This is a genomic window from Stagnimonas aquatica (assembly GCF_003730135.1).
GTDB classification, from domain to species: Bacteria; Pseudomonadota; Gammaproteobacteria; order Nevskiales; family Nevskiaceae; genus Stagnimonas; species Stagnimonas aquatica.
Genome location: NZ_RJVO01000001.1, coordinates 557,220 through 573,202 on the forward strand (window position 1 = coordinate 557,220; position 15,983 = coordinate 573,202).

14 protein-coding genes are annotated in these 15,983 nt (G+C 65.4%); 6 read left to right on the forward strand and 8 right to left on the reverse strand.

Annotated elements, in window-relative coordinates; all coding sequences use genetic code 11:
- Positions 1 to 13: 13 nt before the first annotated feature.
- The 4 genes from ED208_RS02450 to ED208_RS02465 are packed head-to-tail and all read right to left on the reverse strand — an operon-like array spanning position 14 to position 4,495.
- Positions 14 to 994, reverse strand: coding sequence for a methyltransferase domain-containing protein (locus ED208_RS02450; RefSeq protein WP_123210254.1), 981 nt, complete (start codon positions 992 to 994; stop codon positions 14 to 16).
- A gap of 15 nt (positions 995 to 1,009) precedes the next feature.
- Positions 1,010 to 2,176, reverse strand: a complete 1,167-nt coding sequence (locus tag ED208_RS02455; RefSeq protein WP_123210255.1) for a glycosyltransferase — start codon at positions 2,174 to 2,176, stop codon at positions 1,010 to 1,012.
- A complete protein-coding gene (locus tag ED208_RS02460; RefSeq protein WP_123210256.1) occupies positions 2,142 to 3,419 on the reverse strand; it encodes a lipopolysaccharide biosynthesis protein in 1,278 nt (425 codons plus the stop codon). Before ED208_RS02460 ends, ED208_RS02455 begins: the two co-directional genes overlap by 35 nt.
- Positions 3,416 to 4,495, reverse strand: coding sequence for a UDP-N-acetylglucosamine 2-epimerase (locus ED208_RS02465; RefSeq protein WP_123210257.1), 1,080 nt, complete (start codon positions 4,493 to 4,495; stop codon positions 3,416 to 3,418). The genes ED208_RS02460 and ED208_RS02465 overlap by 4 nt, the downstream gene beginning before the upstream one ends.
- 703 nt (positions 4,496 to 5,198) lie before the next feature.
- On the opposite strand from ED208_RS02465, the gene pilB reads away from it, so the two are divergent.
- The 6 genes from pilB (at position 5,199) to ED208_RS02495 (ending at position 10,756) form a co-directional block, all read left to right on the forward strand.
- Positions 5,199 to 6,941 (forward strand): type IV-A pilus assembly ATPase PilB, encoded by a 1,743-nt coding sequence (gene pilB / locus ED208_RS02470; protein WP_233574748.1) that lies wholly within the window; start codon positions 5,199 to 5,201, stop codon positions 6,939 to 6,941.
- A 40-nt stretch (positions 6,942 to 6,981) separates the two neighbouring features.
- Positions 6,982 to 8,229 (forward strand): type II secretion system F family protein, encoded by a 1,248-nt coding sequence (locus ED208_RS02475; RefSeq protein WP_123210259.1) that lies wholly within the window; start codon positions 6,982 to 6,984, stop codon positions 8,227 to 8,229.
- Positions 8,230 to 8,244: 15 nt separating this feature from the next.
- Complete coding sequence (locus tag ED208_RS02480) at positions 8,245 to 9,102, forward strand: prepilin peptidase (RefSeq protein WP_123210260.1); 858 nt, start codon at positions 8,245 to 8,247, stop codon at positions 9,100 to 9,102.
- On the forward strand, positions 9,099 to 9,695 hold the full coding sequence (coaE, locus tag ED208_RS02485) for a dephospho-CoA kinase (protein WP_123210261.1): 597 nt from the start codon (positions 9,099 to 9,101) through the stop codon (positions 9,693 to 9,695). Before ED208_RS02480 ends, coaE begins: the two co-directional genes overlap by 4 nt.
- Positions 9,696 to 9,785: 90 nt before the next feature.
- A complete protein-coding gene (zapD, locus tag ED208_RS02490) occupies positions 9,786 to 10,565 on the forward strand; it encodes a cell division protein ZapD (protein WP_123210262.1) in 780 nt (259 codons plus the stop codon).
- On the forward strand, positions 10,562 to 10,756 hold the full coding sequence (locus ED208_RS02495) for a DNA gyrase inhibitor YacG (RefSeq protein ID WP_123210263.1): 195 nt from the start codon (positions 10,562 to 10,564) through the stop codon (positions 10,754 to 10,756). The genes zapD and ED208_RS02495 overlap by 4 nt, the downstream gene beginning before the upstream one ends.
- Here ED208_RS02495 and ED208_RS02500 read toward each other — a convergent pair.
- The 4 genes from ED208_RS02500 to secA all read right to left on the reverse strand — a co-directional run bounded on the left by ED208_RS02500 (position 10,741) and on the right by secA (position 15,878).
- Complete coding sequence (locus tag ED208_RS02500; RefSeq protein ID WP_158608398.1) at positions 10,741 to 11,688, reverse strand: Nudix family hydrolase; 948 nt, start codon at positions 11,686 to 11,688, stop codon at positions 10,741 to 10,743. The two genes, ED208_RS02495 and ED208_RS02500, sit on opposite strands and share 16 nt — an antisense overlap.
- Positions 11,689 to 11,695: 7 nt before the next feature.
- Complete coding sequence (locus tag ED208_RS17665) at positions 11,696 to 11,827, reverse strand: hypothetical protein (RefSeq protein WP_267897938.1); 132 nt, start codon at positions 11,825 to 11,827, stop codon at positions 11,696 to 11,698.
- Positions 11,824 to 13,041: a bifunctional glutamate N-acetyltransferase/amino-acid acetyltransferase ArgJ gene (gene argJ / locus ED208_RS02505; RefSeq protein ID WP_123210265.1), complete on the reverse strand. Its 1,218-nt coding sequence runs from the start codon at positions 13,039 to 13,041 to the stop codon at positions 11,824 to 11,826. Before argJ ends, ED208_RS17665 begins: the two co-directional genes overlap by 4 nt.
- Positions 13,042 to 13,118: 77 nt before the next feature.
- Entirely contained in the window at positions 13,119 to 15,878 is a 2,760-nt protein-coding gene (gene secA, locus ED208_RS02510) for a preprotein translocase subunit SecA (RefSeq protein WP_123210266.1), read from the reverse strand.
- Positions 15,879 to 15,983: the final 105 nt, after the last annotated feature.

Genomic DNA, 15,983 nt, shown 5'->3' on the forward strand with positions numbered 1-15,983 from the left:
CGGCGAGCGTCCGTCAGTGCCCAAGCTTGTCTCCAGCCGGCTTGCGCGCGACGACGAAAGCGCTCGCGGTCGTCAGGTCGTCGTCGCCGATGCTGCGGAAGCGCCGGGCCAACTGTGCCCGGCGCAGCTGCGACGGCTTGCGCACCCGCTCGACTGAAAGAATTTCGAAGCCGGCATCGGCCATCCCCTGAAGATGGACAGCACAGGGCTCGCGGTTCAGCAGATAGGGCCGGCGGCCCCGGAGTAGCCGCCAAACGAGGTCTGGGTATGCCCAGTGACCATTCCAGACTCGGGACGTGCCGTGGGACTTGAAGTCAACATCATGTGACGTGATGGCCCCGGGCTTGAGCCATGCATGGCAAGCGCCATAAGTCCCGATCAAGTCATCCACATGTTCCAGGACTGCTTGGGAGAACACCCAGTCCACGCTATTGGCCTCAATCAAGGCCTCGGCCGTATTCGGATCCACGTAGCGAACCAGCGGTTCACCAACCTCGGGTCCCTCGCCCAGCAACGAGGCCCTTATCGCCGCAAGCCGCTCAGCCGCCAGACTCCTGGCCAAGCATTGCTGATCAAGGATCTCTTCCGGAAAAGCGTAGTCATCAAGATCGGGTTTGATCAGCGGAAACTCTTGACCATCGGGGATCGCAGCTCTTTCGCTAAACAGACGAACCAACTCGTCGAAAACAGCCAAGTTATGGATAGCGCTCGCATGCGAAACCACATCTACTGCGATGTACTGACGAGCCCCCGACAGCAGCGCGGCAAGTCCCATGCCCAGCGAATCTCCCGGACCCAGTTCGACTACAACGCCATCGAGAGGCACCTTTCGGTACATCTGGGTTCTGACGACATGACGCAGCCAGACTGAATAGCAGTAACGCGCGGATTCCGATCCTCGGGTCCCGCGTCGAAACAGCCTCTTCCCCCCGGGAACCAGCGATAGGCAACCTTCCAAGATGGCTTTGAAGTTATATGTCGCGATTTGCAGCATGTCGTTCCAGAACCCTTACGCGATAGTGCCGACGCGGTCCCCGACCAACAACTCTAGGTAGCGATCCACGATGGTCTCCACATCGAACAAGCGAACGCTTTCCTCCGGGTTGGTCGCTACAAAATTCCCTGTCAGAACCCGGCTCATAGCCTCGGCCAAAGCATTGGAGTCCTCGACCGGAACTAGTTGGCCATACTTTCCCCCATCGAGAATCTCTTTCGGCCCACTCGGACAGTCAGTGGAAACAACCGGAACTCCAGCGGCCAGCGCCTCCACCACTACGTTTGCCAACCCTTCCCAGCGGGAAGACAAAGCAAACAGCGCAGCTCGGGAAAAAAAGGCGTGGGGATTGGCGACAAAACCAGGTAGATCGACATCGTCCGCGACCCCGAGCACCCGACAAAGCTGCTCTAAATCCGCCCGGCCCTCTCCTTCTCCAAGAATGATCAAACGGGCCGTCTGTCGTTTCCTGAGCTGTGAGAACGCTCGAATTAGGTTTCCGAAATCCTTTTGCCTTGCCAAACGACCAGCGCCGACGATAACGGGAGGGCCTCCGCCTTGAAGCCAGCGATGGCTGACGGCCTCTCGCGACAAACGAGCCAAATCCGATGACACAATCGGGTTGTAGACGACGGAAATCGACTCGCGTCGTAGGTCTATTATGCGCGCCAGATCGTCGGCAACTCCGTGGGATATGGCGACAACGGCATGAGCTCGGGGATAGAAGTACCTCAGGAGCGCGAGAACAACCATCCGGTTCGACCACGACGAATTGGCGAGATCAACACTCAGCGTACATTGCTCGCAGACCACGCAGCGCGTTGAGCTGCGGGCGAGCCGAACCGCCAACTGCGCCGCAATATTGGCGCCAGTCAATATCGACAAGAGCGCGCCCGGCCGCTCAGCCCTCAAGTATCGGGACAGCGCCGGCACTGCGGTGAGGGGGCGCGATGCGCCAAGATCCACGACCCTGACACTAGGATGAACCTGCCCCAGGTAGGCCCCCTCTGCCCTCGCCAACACAAGATCCACGGAGTAACCACGGGCCGCAATTCCTGCAGCCAAGTTGATCGCAGCCCTTTCCGCCCCTCCGCCAGCCAACGAAGGCAAGAACAGAGCAATACGACAGACAGGCAAAGCACTTGGCTCACCCACTTCCGGTCCCCTGAAAAGGCATTGCATTTCTTTCCAGCAGAGCAATGGCCGCGATAGGCATTAAGGCCAGAAGAGACTGAGAAGAAAGCATCGCCAAGACGGCACCCTGCGCTCCCCACAAGGGAATCAAGACGATATTGAGTCCGACGTTGGCACCAAGTGCGATCCATTCAAGCTTAACTCGAGTGCGTTGGCGGCCAGAGGCTGAGAGGACATTTAACCCAAGTTGCGAAACTCCCACCAGCAATGGGAGAAGAGCCAGCCAGCAGACAAACCGCAGTGTTTCAGAATACTCAGCCCCGAAGACCCAGGGAAGTAACGGCGCGCAGGCGACCAAGCCGGCCGCCACAGCAATTCCATAGACGAGGATTGGAGGCAGTAAGCGCAAGGCCAGCGCGGCTGATGTTCCCTGCTGCCCCTCGCGGAAAAGCCTGGGCACGGCGGCCAGGATGTAGGCTATCAGCGGCATGGCCGTCGCCGACACGACCCGATTGGCGAGCGAGTAGTTTCCAGCAGCTGCCGCACTTCCAAGCCGCAAGAGCAACGCCTTGTCGAGTTCGCCGTGGGCAGTGTTGGCAACGACGCTCAGCGAGAAGAAAAGCCCTTCGCGAAAACGGCCAGAAAGTCCGCTTTGCCGCCATTCCGGCGTACCGAACGCCTGATGAACTTGGACGAACGACAGCGCCGCCGCCATCACCGTCGCACCGAAGTAAGCCCAAGCGAATTCAAGCAGCCCACCTCTCCCGAGCGCGGCCAGCATTGCGACGGCCCCGAACCGGACGAGATTGAGCTGGACGTGGTTGAACATAGTCCAGCCGAGCCGCTCATGCCCTAGGTAAGCTTGGGAGCCGGCCACGACCAGCGGCATCGCGATGAGTTCGGCGGCGGCGATCAGCAGGATCACAGTCCAGTGGCTTTCCACCGGCAGCAGCAGCGGCGCCAGCGCCAGCATGAAGGCAGCCGTGATCGGCCCCGACAGCGCGACCGCCCTCAGCGCCTTGGCCCAGAACTCGGGGAAGCGCTGCGGCGAGCGGGAGACCTCCTGCACGAGGATCATCCCGTAACCCCAGCCGACCAGCGGCGACAGACTCGCCGCCAGTGCGAGGCTACCAGCGAACACGCCGTAGTCCTCGACACCAAGCACCCGGGCGACGAGGATCAGGTAGGCGAACTGGAGCGCGAGGCGCACGCCCTGCCAAGCGGTGGCGAGCGCTGTGTTGCGCGCAAGCGCCCCAGGCTTCCAGCGGCGCGGCGCCCAGTCCGCCGTCATTCAAACTCCCGGCAGCGGTCAACGATCAACTCCGACGCCGACCGCAACGGAAAGCGCGGCGGTCGCTGGTGTTCCGCCCAGCCAGCCACGAAGCGGTCAACAACCTCCAGCTCGTAGCCGCTCAGCACACAATTCTCGCCCAACCCTTCCTGGCGCTCGGTTGCCTTCCTGAGCAGCAGTATTGGTTTGCCCAGGTAGAAGCACTCCTCCTGATTGCTGCCTCCGTCGCTGACGACGAAGTCAGCGGCTGACACAAGCTTTATGAACCGGAAGTAGTCGTAGCGCGGCCGCAGCTCCACGCCGGGCAGCGCCGCCAAGCGCGCATCGAGGCCGAACTCCCGGAGCTTCTTCGCGGTCGGGGGGTGCAGTATGAACAACAGGCGGTGGCTACGAGCGATCCGTTCAACGATCGCCACGACGCGCTCGAGAGCCGTTCGCGAGTAAAGGTTCTCGAAACGGTGCAGCGTCACCACCGCGAAGGGCTCGGACGGGATGTCCACATCGTCGACCCCGGTTGCCACAACGGCGTGGCGCAACGCGTCGGCGAGCGTGTTGCTGCCAGTGTCGACCTTCTCGGCACGAACCCCCGAGACGTTGGCGACCGCCCAGGGGCCGGCGCAAAAAAGGATGTGCGACAGGCGGAAGGTGGCGAGCCGGATCGCCTCCTCGGGAAACGGGTGGAACAGGTTGAACGACCGCAAACCCGACTCGACATGACCGACCGACAGCCCGGCGACGCGCCCCATTAGGGCGCCGAGCAGGGTGGAAAAGGTATCGCCATGAACGAGGACGATGCCGCGACCATCGCCGCCGAATATCTCGCGCCGCTGGCGCAAGGTCCGCCAAAGGATGCGCAGCGCCCACACCGCCATCGCCAGCACTGAGGTGATGTCGCGGCCCGCGTAGAGCCGGTAGTCAGGCCCCGGCAGACCAAAGTTGGCGAGCAGATCGTCCATCGTCTCGCGGTGCTGTCCGGTCGAGATGAAGCGGTACGGGAGACCTGCGGTGCGCAGCACCTGCATCACCGGCGCCATCTTGATCAGCTGGGCCTTAGTGCCGAGAACGATGTAGATCATTGCGCAAAGGGCGCCCGACGAGCCAAACAAAATTGCCTGAATCTTTGGCCAGCAACACCTCGTTGGGGCCGCCTTTCTGCCTGGGCCTCGTTCATCGTTTGACCGGCTCGAAGTTGACTATCGCTAGCGGTCCCGCGCCGGTCGGCTACGGCCAAACGCGCGAACAAAGCGCACGATGCGAAAATCGGGGTTGGCATTTACTTTTCGTGGCGCCCTTTCGCTGGGTTAGTCCGATGGGAATCAATCAGCCTCGCCTCAAGGCTGCCGGAGAACCAACCACATCACCTCGATTTTTGCGGAACCCCTCAGAAAACCACGTCCGCATCGTACAGCCGCCCCCTAGGAAGATAAAGCCGATCTGCGACGACATCCTGAACACGGCGCCACGGAATCGCGAGGGAAGCGCCGATGAACATTCCAACAGCGACCAGCGCCCGGGGCGGCAGCTCTGGTTCGGGCGGCGGCGCTGGCCAACCAGCAATGCCGAGGGCCGGGCAGCCGGCGGATCAGCCACTCAAGCTTTGGAATAAGCCAAATGACGGCGCCATAGAGCAGCATGCACAGGGCGCGGAAGCCCAGGCAGGCGATGAGCCGGCGCTGGTAGCTGGGTCGCATCGCTCCGACGCCTCACAAGGACTCGGAGTCCGGCTAGTATCGTTGTCGTTGTCTCCTGTCGATAGACCAAGCCTGCTGGGGAATGCCCGTGTCCGCAATCAATCCCGGTGCCCCGGTGGCGCCGCAACCCTATCTCGGTGGTCTGGCCCGGCGGCTGCTCAACGACAAGCTGATCAGCGACGAGCTGGCCCGTGACCTTCAGCAGAAGGCGATCAAGCAGAGCCGCTCGTTTGTTGAGCTGCTGGTGGAGAGCAAGCAGCTCACGGCGGCGCAGGTCGCCGAGGTGGCCAGTGCCGAGTTCGGTTCGCCGCTGATCGACCTCAGCGCCATCGAGCTCGATAGCCAAGCCGCCAAGGACGTCGGCGAGAAGCTGCTGCGCAAGCATCGCGCGCTGCCGCTGTTCAAGCGCGGCAAGAAGATGTTCGTGGGCATTTCCGACCCGATGAACGTCCAGGCGCTGGACGAGTTCAAGTTCGCCACCGGGTTCGTCACCGAGGCGATCCTGGTCGAGGACGACAAGCTCGGCAAGGCCATCGAAATCGCCGCCAGCGCCGCCGATACCTCGATGATGATGGGCAGCGATGACAGCGATCTCGAAAACCTGGAAGTGGCCGACGAGGACGATGGCAAGGAGCCGGATGTCTCCCGCTCCGATGCCGACGACGCGCCCATCGTCCGCTACGTCAACAAGATCCTGGTCGATGCCATCAGCCGTGGCGCCTCCGACATCCACTTCGAGCCCTACGAGAAGTTCTACCGCATCCGCTACCGGCAGGACGGCGAGCTCAAGACCGTGGCCCAGCCGCCGATCAGCCAGGGCAATCGCATCGCCGCGCGCGTGAAGGTGATGAGCCGCATGGATCTGGCCGAGCGCCGGGTGCCGCAGGACGGCCGCATCAAGCTCAACCTGTCGAAGTCCAAGGCCATCGACTTCCGCGTCAACACCTGCCCCACGCTCTGGGGGGAAAAGATCTGCGCCCGTATCCTCGATGCCTCCAGCGCCATGCTCGGCATCGACGTGCTCGGCTACGAGCCGGAGCAGAAGGCCGCCTACATGAAGGCGCTGGAGCAGCCGCAGGGCATGATCCTGGTCACCGGCCCGACCGGCTCCGGCAAGACGGTGTCGCTGTACACCGGGCTCAACATCCTCAACACCGACGACATCAACATCTCCACCGCCGAGGACCCGGCGGAAATCAACCTGCCCGGCATCAATCAGGTCAACGTCAATCCCAAGACCGGCCTGACCTTCGCGGCGGCGCTGAAGGCCTTCCTGCGTCAGGATCCGGACGTGATCATGGTCGGCGAAATCCGCGACCTGGAAACCGCCGAGATCGCGATCAAGGCGGCGCAGACCGGTCACTTGGTGCTCTCCACCCTGCATACCAACGACGCGCCGCAGACCATCGTGCGCCTGATGAACATGGGCGTGCCGGGCTACAACATCGCCAGCACGCTATCGCTGGTGATCGCCCAGCGCCTGGCGCGGCGGCTGTGCAAGAGCTGCAAGCGGCCGGCCAACATCCCGCGCGCGGAGCTGATCCGCAACGGCTTCAAGCCCGAGCAGCTCGACACCCCCGGCGCGCAGATCATGGAAGCCGTGGGCTGCGACCAGTGCGACAAGGGCTACAAGGGCCGCACCGGCATCTACCAGGTGATGCCGTTCTCGGACGCCATGGGCCGCATCGTGATGGAGGGTGGCAACGCCATGGACATCGCCGACCAGGCCCGCAAGGAAGGCATCAAGGATCTGCGCGAGTCGGCGCTCAAGAAGGTGCTGGACGGCCACATCGACCTGCTCGAGGCCAACCGCTGCACGGTTTCGGAATAAGCTGTAGGCAACGTCGGCACACCCCTTTCGGAATAGGCTCATGGCTACCGCAGCGAACCCCGCCAAGACCGGCATCAAGCCGGCCGCCAAGGACTACACCTTTGTCTGGGAAGGCACCGACCGCAAGGGCAACAAGCTGAAGGGCCAGATGATCGGCCCCAGCGACGGTCACGTGAAGTTCCACCTGCGCAAGCAGGGCATCAATCCGATTCGGGTCAACAAGAAGCTGCAACTGCTCGGCAGCGGCAAGAAGCCGATCACCGGCCAGGACATCGCCATCTTCAGCCGCCAGATGGCAACCATGATGAAGGCCGGCGTGCCGCTGGTGCAGGCGCTGGAGCTGGTCGGCCGCGGCAACGAGAACAAGTCGATGGCGGAGATGATCATGCAGATCAAGGCCGGCATCGAGGGCGGCCTGTCGCTGTCGGAAAGCCTGGCGAAGTTTCCGGTCTATTTCGACGATCTGTTCGTGAATCTGGTCGAGGCTGGTGAAAAGTCCGGCGCGCTGGAATCCCTGCTCGACAAGATCGCCACCTACAAGGAAAAAACCGAGCAGATCAAGAAGAAGGTCAAGAAGGCGCTCACCTACCCGGCAGCGGTGGTGGTGGTGGCCTTCGTGGTCACCGGCATCCTGCTGTACTTCGTGATCCCGCAGTTCGAGGACCTGTTCAAGGGCTTCGGCGCCGACCTGCCGGCCTTCACCCAGATGGTGGTGCAGCTGTCGAAGTTCGTGCAGGCTTACTGGTGGGTGGTGATCGGCTCGGTCGCCGGCGCGGTGTTCGCCTTCAAGCAGGCGCATCTGCGCTCCGAGAATTTCCGCCGCTTCCTCGACCGCGCCTTCCTGAAGGCGCCGCTGTTCGGCGACATCCTCTACAAGTCGGCGGTGGCGCGCTTCGCCCGCACGCTCTCCACCATGTTCGCCGCCGGTGTGCCGCTGGTGGATGCCATGGACTCGGTGGCCAAGGCCGCCGGCAACATCGTCTACACCGAAGGCATCCAGCGCATGAAGGACCAGGTGTCCACCGGCACCCAGTTGCAGCTCACCATGTCGCAGTCCAACCTGTTTCCGGCGATGGCGATCCAGATGATCGGCATCGGCGAGGAGTCCGGCTCGCTGGACGCGATGTGCGCCAAGGTCGCCGACTTCTACGAAGAGGAGGTCGACAACATGGTCGACAACCTCTCCAGCCTGATGGAGCCGATGATCATGGCCTTCCTGGGCGTCATCGTCGGCGGTCTGGTGGTGGCCATGTATCTGCCCATCTTCAAGCTCGGCCAGGCCATCTAGAAAGGGACACCTTCCATGCTCGCAGTCCTGGCGGCGGAGCCGCTGCTGTTGATCGGCCTCTGCGCCGTGCTCGGCCTGTTGGTCGGCAGCTTCCTCAACGTGGTGATCTACCGCCTGCCGGTGATGATGGAGCACCGCTGGCAGCGCGAGAGCCGCGAGATCCTCGGCCTGGAGCCCGGCGAAGACCTCCCCGCGTTCGGTCTGGCCCGCCCCGGCTCGCGCTGCGGCGCCTGCGGCGCGCCGATCCGTGCCTGGCAGAACATCCCGGTACTGTCCTGGCTGCTGCTGCGCGGCAAGGCCGCCTGCTGTGGCGCGCCCATCGCCCTGCGCTATCCGCTGGTGGAGCTGCTCACCGGCCTCGTCAGCGGCATCTGCGCCTGGCACTTCGGCTACGGCGCCGCGCTGCCCGGCGCGCTGCTGCTGAGCTGGGCGCTGATCGCGCTGGCCTTCATCGACCTCGACACCCAGCTGCTGCCCGACGACCTCACCCTGCCGCTGCTCTGGCTGGGTCTGCTGCTGGCCGTGGTCGGCGCGCCGGTCACCGGCATCGACCTGCCCTCGGCGGTGATCGGCGCGATGGCTGGCTATCTGGTGCTCTGGCTGGTGTTCTGGGCCTTCAAGCTGGTCACCGGCAAGGAAGGCCTCGGTTACGGCGACTTCAAGCTGCTCGCCGCCCTGGGCGCCTGGCTGGGCTGGCAGGCGCTGCCGCAGATCATCCTGCTCTCTTCCCTGGTGGGTGCGGTCAGTGGCATCGCCATGATCGCGCTCCAGCGCCAGCAGCGCGGTGCCGCCATGCCGTTCGGCCCTTACCTGGCGGCTGCCGGCTGGCTGGCGCTGGTCGGTGTCGACGTGCTGGCACTGTTCGCGCCGTGAGCCTGGCTATCGGCCTCACCGGCGGCGTAGCTAGCGGCAAGAGTTATGTCCAGGGCCTGTTCGCGGAACTCGGCGTGCCGATCATCGAGGCCGATGACGTCGGCCGCGCCGTGGTGCAGCCGGGCGAGCCGGCGCTGGCGGAGATCGCTGCCCGCTTCGGCGCCGACATGCTGCTGGCCGATGGCCACCTCAACCGGCCCCGGATGCGCGAGCGGGTGTTCCAGGACGCCGCCGCCCTGCGCGAGCTGGAGGCGATCACCCACCCCCACATCCGCGCCCGCCTGCGCGCCTGGCGCGATGCCCAGACCGCGCCCTACTGCCTGCTCTCGGCCGCCATCCTGCTGGAAAGCGGCATGTCCACGCTGGTCTCGCGGGTACTGGTGGTGGACGCCCCCGAGCAGGACCAGCTCAGCCGGCTGATCCGCCGCGACGGCATTGCCGAGCCGCTGGCGCGCGCCATGCTGGCCCGGCAGTGGACTCGCGCCGAGCGTCTCGCCCGCGCCGACGACCTGATCGACAACCCGGAACCCGCCGGCGACCTGCGGCCTGCGGTGCTGGCGCTGCACCGACGCTATCTGGGGCTGGCCGGGTGAACCCGGCGGCCGGCGGGCACTGGCAGAAAAAGCGGTTGGCGCGAGGGCGCACATCGTCCAGAATGCGAACTGGTTCTCAGTAGTGCCCGCGTGTCCGAGTTCACCGACGCCATCGTCTTCGAACAGCCCCTCAGCGAGCGGGTGAGGACTTTCCTGCGCCTGGAATTCCTGTTTCAGCAGCGCCGCCACCATACCCTGGACTCCTCACCCTGGAGCCTGCGCGCCAGCCTGCAGGCGCTGCTCGACATCATCGCGCTGACCGCCCGCTCGGACCTGAAGAGCGAGGTCATCAAGGAAATCCAGGAACAGCAGATCGCGCTCAGCCGCCTGCCCGGCGTGCTGGTCGGGCTGGACATGGCCAGCGCCCAGCAGCAACTGCACGACGCCCTGCGCGGGGTGCAGCGACTGTCCACCCACTTCGCCGGCTCGGTGCTGCGCAGCCACGAGTTTCTCGACGCAGTCGCCAAGCGCAGCGCCATTCCCGGCGGCGCGGCGCCGTTTGACCTGCCGGCGGTGCACCGTTGGCTGGCCGAGCCGCCGTTACGGGTGCGCGACGACCTCGGCCGCTGGTTCGCGCACTTCGCGCCTTACGAGACCGCCATCGAGGTCTGCCTGAAGGTGTTGCGCCACTCCGGTCGCGACCAGACCCTGACTGCTCACGGCGGCGTGCACCTGCACATGCCGCAGAGCGCGCACCAGTTGCTGCGGGTTTCGGTGGTCGCCGATGGCGCGCTCTACCCGGAGATCAGCGCCGGTCGCCATCGCTACAGCCTGCGTTTCATGCAGCAGCGCGATGTCGACAGCCGCGCGCAGCAGGTCAATCGCGACGTGCCCTTCCGGCTGCAGTGCTGCTCGCTGCTGATCGCATGAACCCACCCCGCATCGGCGCCTGTCCGACCTGCCGCAAGTCGTCTTCGCTGGAGGCCGGCAATCCCTGGCGGCCGTTCTGCAGCGAGCGCTGCAAGCTGATTGACCTCGGCGCCTGGGCTAGCGGTCGCTACTCGATTCCGGTGGTGGAGAGCGACGAAGCCGAACCGCGTCCGTCTCAGGACGACCAGTAGGCGCTGATCCCGGCCACGCCCTGAGCGTGCTGTCCCTGGGCCTGCTCAAGATCGCCCGGCCCCAGACCGCCGAGGGCGTACACCGGAATCGGCGCCAGACCGCGCCGTTCGGCGAACCCACTCCAGCCCAATGCCGGCGCGCCCGGATGGCTGGCGGTCGGCAGAACCGGGCCGAGCACGGCGGCGTCGAAGCCCAGCTCCACCGCCCGTTGCAGCTCGGTGGCGTCGTGGACCGAAGCGATGCACAGCGCCAGTCCGGGCGGGCGGGCTGACAAGCTCATCAAGGTCCGGCTGTCGGCATGCCAGCCGGCCGCTCCCAGCGTCTCCGCCAGGGCGGGATCGCGGTCCAGCAGCAATTGCAGACCGGAGCTGCGGCTGGCGGCGATCCATTCGGTGGCCACGCGCGCGTAATCCCCGTCGCTCAGGCCCGGCCAGCGCAGGCGCAGCAGCGCGCCGGCAGGCAAGCACGCCAGCTGCGGCAAGCACTGTCTCGGCTCGGCGTCCGGCGGCGTGAAGACGTAATGCGGCGCCAGACGCAAGGCCTGGGCAATCGGCGCCACCGTCGGCAGGGCCGGCTCCTGCGTTGCCAGTTGGGATGGCGGCAGCCAGGCGAAGGCCTGTTGCTCCCGCGACTGCGGCGCTCCATCGAAGGCAGTGACCAGCCAGGTATCGAGTACCACCCGGCGGTTGCTGTAGTCGTGGGCGAAGCGGATCAGCGGCTGCGCCGCGCGCAGTTCCACACCCAGTTCCTCGTGCAGCTCGCGCTTGAGCGCCTGCAAGGGGGTTTCACCGGCCTCGATCTTCCCGCCCGGAAACTCCCACCAACCAGCGGCGATCTTGCCCGCCGGCCGCTGCGCCATCAGCACCTGACCATCCGGGCGGCAGAGCACGCCGCAGGCGACATGGATAGTAGGCCGGATAAGGTCAGACACGGGAGCTTCAGTCGCCGTTGTGAGCGAAGGCAGGCGAGGTGAATAGCAGCGCAGCAACCGCAGCGTGGCAGCGCCACGTGAGGATTGCGAGCAGCGCATGAACCTTGCCTACCGAGCGCAGCAGGCGAATGAGGCTCACGTCCGGTACTCGGCGTTGATCTTCACGTAGTCGTAGCTGAAGTCGCAGGTCCAGACCGTGGCGCTGGCCGCGCCACGCGCGAGGCCGACACGGATCAGGAACTCATCCTGCGCCACCACCGCCGCGCCCTTGGCCTCGGCGTAGTCCGGATGCGGCTGGCCGCCGACGATCACCGGCACCGCGTCGAGTGAAATATCGACGCGGCTGACATCCAGGCCCTCGACGCCGGCCTTGCCAATCGCCATGGCGATGCGGCCCCAGTTGGCGTCGCTGGCGAACAACGCGGTCTTCACCAGCGGCGAGTGGGCGATGGACAGCGCCACCGCACGCGCCTCGGCGCGGTCGCGGGCGCCGCCCACTTCGATGCTGACGAACTTGGTGGCGCCCTCGCCGTCGCGGACGATGGCATGCGCCAGTTCCAGGCAGACCGCCTCGACGGCGGCAGCGATCAGCGGGTAGTCGCGATGGCCGGCATCAACCTCGGCGCTGCCCACCTGGGCGGTGGCGAACAGCACGCAGGCGTCGTTGGTGGAGGTGTCGCCATCGACGGTCACGCAGTTGAAGCTGCGGTCGGCGACCTCGGCGATCAGCGTCTGGGTCGCGGCCGGGGTCAGCCGGGCATCGGTGCCGATGTAGGCGAGCATGGTCGCCATGTTCGGGTGGATCATGCCCACGCCCTTGGCGATGCCGGTAACGGTCACCTCGCCCTGACTGGTGACGACGCGGCGGCTGGCGCCCTTGCCGACGGTGTCGGTGGTCATGATCGCCCGCATCGCATCCAGCCAACCAGTCTCGCGCAGGTCGGCGACCGCCGCCGGCGCGGCGGCGACCATGCGCGCCACCGGCAATTGCTGGCCGATGACGCCAGTGGAGAACGGCAGCACCGCCTCGGCGCTCAGGCCCAGTGCGCTGGCGACCGCCGCGCAGCTCTCGCGCGCCGACTGCAAGCCCTGCGCGCCGGTCGCGGCATTGGCATTGCCACTGTTGACCAGCAGCGCGCGGATCGCGCCGGCGCCGAGGCGCTGACGGCAGACCTGCACCGGCGCGGCGGCGAAGGCGTTCTGGGTGAACACGCCGCCGACACGACTGCCCTCGGCGAGCGCGATCACCAGCAGATCCTTGCGCCCCGGCTTCTTGATCGCCGCCTCGGCGACGCCCAGGCGGACGCCGGCAACCGGCAGCAGTTCGGTGGGTTCGCGGTAGTTGACGGGCATGGGGATGAAAACCGGGAAAACGGAAAGATACCGAGAGAGCCCCCGCTCAGAGCCGAGTCGCCTCGGCCCTCAGACGCTCAGTCCAGCTTGCCGTGGCACTGCTTGTACTTCTTGCCGGAGCCGCAGGGGCAGGGATCATTGCGACCGACCTTGGGCGCGGCGCGCACCGGCGCCAGCCGGGCTTCCGGCGGCCCAGCCCGCACCGCGCCCTGCGCCGGTTCGACCGCAGCCGCCGGCTCGGCAGCGCCATGCAGCATGTCCGGGGCATTGGCGTGCTGGAACTGCATGCGCTGCTCGGCGGCTTCGGCGGCGGCGCGGCGCTCGGCCTCGACCCGCTCGACCTCGGCCTCGGTCTGGATCTGCACCCGCGACAGCACGCTGATGACTTCGTGTTTGAAGCGCGCCAGCATGTCGTTGAACATGTTGAAGGCCTCGCGCTTGTACTCCTGCTTGGGGTCCTTCTGCGCATAGCCACGCAGATGGATGCCCTGGCGCAGATAGTCCACCGCCGCCAGATGCTCGCGCCAGAACTGGTCGATCACCTGCAGCAGGATGGCCTTCTCGAAGTGCTCCAGCACCGCTGCGCCGACCTTGGCCTTCTTGTCCTGGTAGGCCGTCACCAGCGCTTCCAGAATGCGCGCGCGCAGGCCCTTCTCGTCCAGGCTGGAATCTTCGTCGAGCAGCTTCTTGACCGGGAAGTCGAGCGCGAAGTCCTTCTTCAGCGCCGCCTCCAGGCCGTCCGGATTCCACATCGACTCCACCGTCTGCGGCGGGATGTAGGCGTCGATCACCGCATTGACCACGTCGGGGCGGATGTCCTCGACCATGCCACTGAGCTGTTCGGCGCTCATCAGCTCGTCGCGCAGCTCGTAGATGGCCTTGCGCTGATCGTTGGCGACGTTGTCGTATTCGAGCAGGTTCTTGCGGATGTCGAAGTTGTGCGCCTCGACCTTGCGCTGCGCGGTCTCGATGGCGCGGGTCACCCAGCGGTGTTCGATGGCCTCGCCTTCCTCCATGCCCAGCTTCTGCAGCATCGCCCGCATGGTCGGCGGGGTGAAGATGCGCATCAGAGTGTCGTCGAGCGAGAGGTAGAAGCGCGTCGCGCCCGGATCGCCCTGGCGGCCGGAACGACCACGCAACTGGTTGTCGATGCGCCGCGACTCGTGGCGCTCGCTGCCGATCACCAGCAGACCACCGGAGGCCTTCACGGCTTCGTGACGCTCCTTCCAGGCGGCGCGCGCGGCCTCGCGGGCGGCGCTGTCGTCTTCCGGGATGGCATGCAGCTCGGCTTCCAGGGAGCCGCCGAGCACGATGTCGGTGCCACGGCCGGCCATGTTGGTGGCGATGGTCACCTTGCCGGGGCGGCCGGCGTTGGCGACGATTTCGGCCTCGCGCTCGTGCTGCTTGGCGTTCAGGACCTCGTGCGGGATGTTCCGCTGCGTCAGCAGGTTCGAGAGCAGCTCGCTGGTCTCGATGCTGGCGGTGCCGACCAGCACCGGCTGCTGCTTGGCGTTGGCCTCGACGATGTCCTTGATGACAGCATTGAACTTGTCCTTGGCGTTCATGAACACCTGATCGCCACGGTCCTGGCGCACCATCGCCCGGTTGGTGGGGATCACCACCACTTCCAGGTTGTAGATGCTCTGGAACTCGAAGGCCTCGGTGTCGGCGGTGCCGGTCATGCCGGCCAGCTTCTTGTAGAGACGGAAGTAGTTCTGGAAGGTGATCGAGGCCAGCGTCTGGTTTTCCTGCTGGATCTTCACGCCTTCCTTGGCTTCCACCGCCTGGTGCAGGCCGTCGGACCAGCGCCGGCCGGCCATCAGGCGACCGGTGAACTCATCGACGATGATCACCTGGCCGTTGCGGACGATGTACTCGACATCCTTCTTGTACAGGTGGTGCGCGCGCAGCAGGGCGTTGAGGTGGTGCACCAGGATGATGTGGCTGGCGTCGTAGAGCGAGTCTTCCTCGCCCAGGAGGCCGATCTGGCGCAGCAGGTCCTCGGCCTTCTCGTGGCCGGACTCCGAGAGGTGTACCTGCTTGCCCTTCTCGTCGGCGAAGAAATCGCCCTCGCCCTCTTCTTCCTGCTGCGGTTTCAGGCGCGGAATGATGGCGTTGATCTTGCGCCACATCTCCGGGTCATCGTCGGCCGGGCCGGAGATGATCAACGGCGTGCGCGCCTCGTCGATCAGGATCGAGTCCACCTCGTCGACGATGGCGTAGTGCTGGCCGCGCTGCACCTTGTCGGCGAGCGAGAAGGCCATGTTGTCGCGCAGGTAGTCGAAGCCGAATTCGTTGTTGGTGCCGTAGGTGATGTCGGCCTGGTAGGCGGCGCGCTTCTCTTCCTGGCTCTGGCCGGAGACCACCACGCCCACCGACAGGCCCAGGAAGTTGTACAGCCGCCCCATCCACTCGGCGTCACGGCGCGCCAGGTAGTCGTTGACGGTGATGACGTGCACGCCCTTGCCTTCCAGCGCGTTCAGATAGGTCGGCAGGGTGGCCACCAGGGTCTTGCCCTCGCCGGTGCGCATTTCCGCGATCTTGCCGGCATGCAGCACCGCACCGCCGATCAGCTGCACGTCGAAGTGCCGCATGTTCATCACCCGCTTGCCAGCCTCGCGGCAGACCGCGAAGGCGTCGGCGCGGATGGCATCCAGGCTTTCGCCCTTGGCGAGGCGCTCGCGCAGCACTGTGGTCTGCGCGGTCAGCTCGGCGTCGGAGAGCGCGGCGTACTTGGCTTCCAGCACGTTGACGCTATCGACCACGCCTTTGCGGAACGAGGTGACCAGGCGCTGGTTGCGACTGCCGAAGACGGAGGTGAGCAGCTTGTTGATCATGGCCTATGGGCTCTGATGCGAAAACGCCGCCCGATGGGTGGCGGCGCATCGTGTCAAAAATGGGGGTCCATTATGACTGATGGGGCGACCACGGCCCTATTTCAA

What these genes read in the sequence shown, in the direction of transcription:
- ED208_RS02465 (WP_123210257.1), bottom strand. Translation starts at nt 4,495, where the DNA reads ATGATCTACATCGTTCTCGGCACTAAGGCCCAGCTGATCAAGATGGCG.
- ED208_RS02450 (WP_123210254.1), bottom strand. Translation starts at nt 994, where the DNA reads ATGCTGCAAATCGCGACATATAACTTCAAAGCCATCTTGGAAGGTTGC.
- ED208_RS02475 (WP_123210259.1), top strand. Translation starts at nt 6,982, where the DNA reads ATGGCTACCGCAGCGAACCCCGCCAAGACCGGCATCAAGCCGGCCGCC.
- secA (WP_123210266.1), bottom strand. Translation starts at nt 15,878, where the DNA reads ATGATCAACAAGCTGCTCACCTCCGTCTTCGGCAGTCGCAACCAGCGC.
- argJ (WP_123210265.1), bottom strand. Translation starts at nt 13,041, where the DNA reads ATGCCCGTCAACTACCGCGAACCCACCGAACTGCTGCCGGTTGCCGGC.
- ED208_RS02460 (WP_123210256.1), bottom strand. Translation starts at nt 3,419, where the DNA reads ATGACGGCGGACTGGGCGCCGCGCCGCTGGAAGCCTGGGGCGCTTGCG.
- ED208_RS02495 (WP_123210263.1), top strand. Translation starts at nt 10,562, where the DNA reads ATGAACCCACCCCGCATCGGCGCCTGTCCGACCTGCCGCAAGTCGTCT.
- ED208_RS02480 (WP_123210260.1), top strand. Translation starts at nt 8,245, where the DNA reads ATGCTCGCAGTCCTGGCGGCGGAGCCGCTGCTGTTGATCGGCCTCTGC.
- ED208_RS02455 (WP_123210255.1), bottom strand. Translation starts at nt 2,176, where the DNA reads ATGCAATGCCTTTTCAGGGGACCGGAAGTGGGTGAGCCAAGTGCTTTG.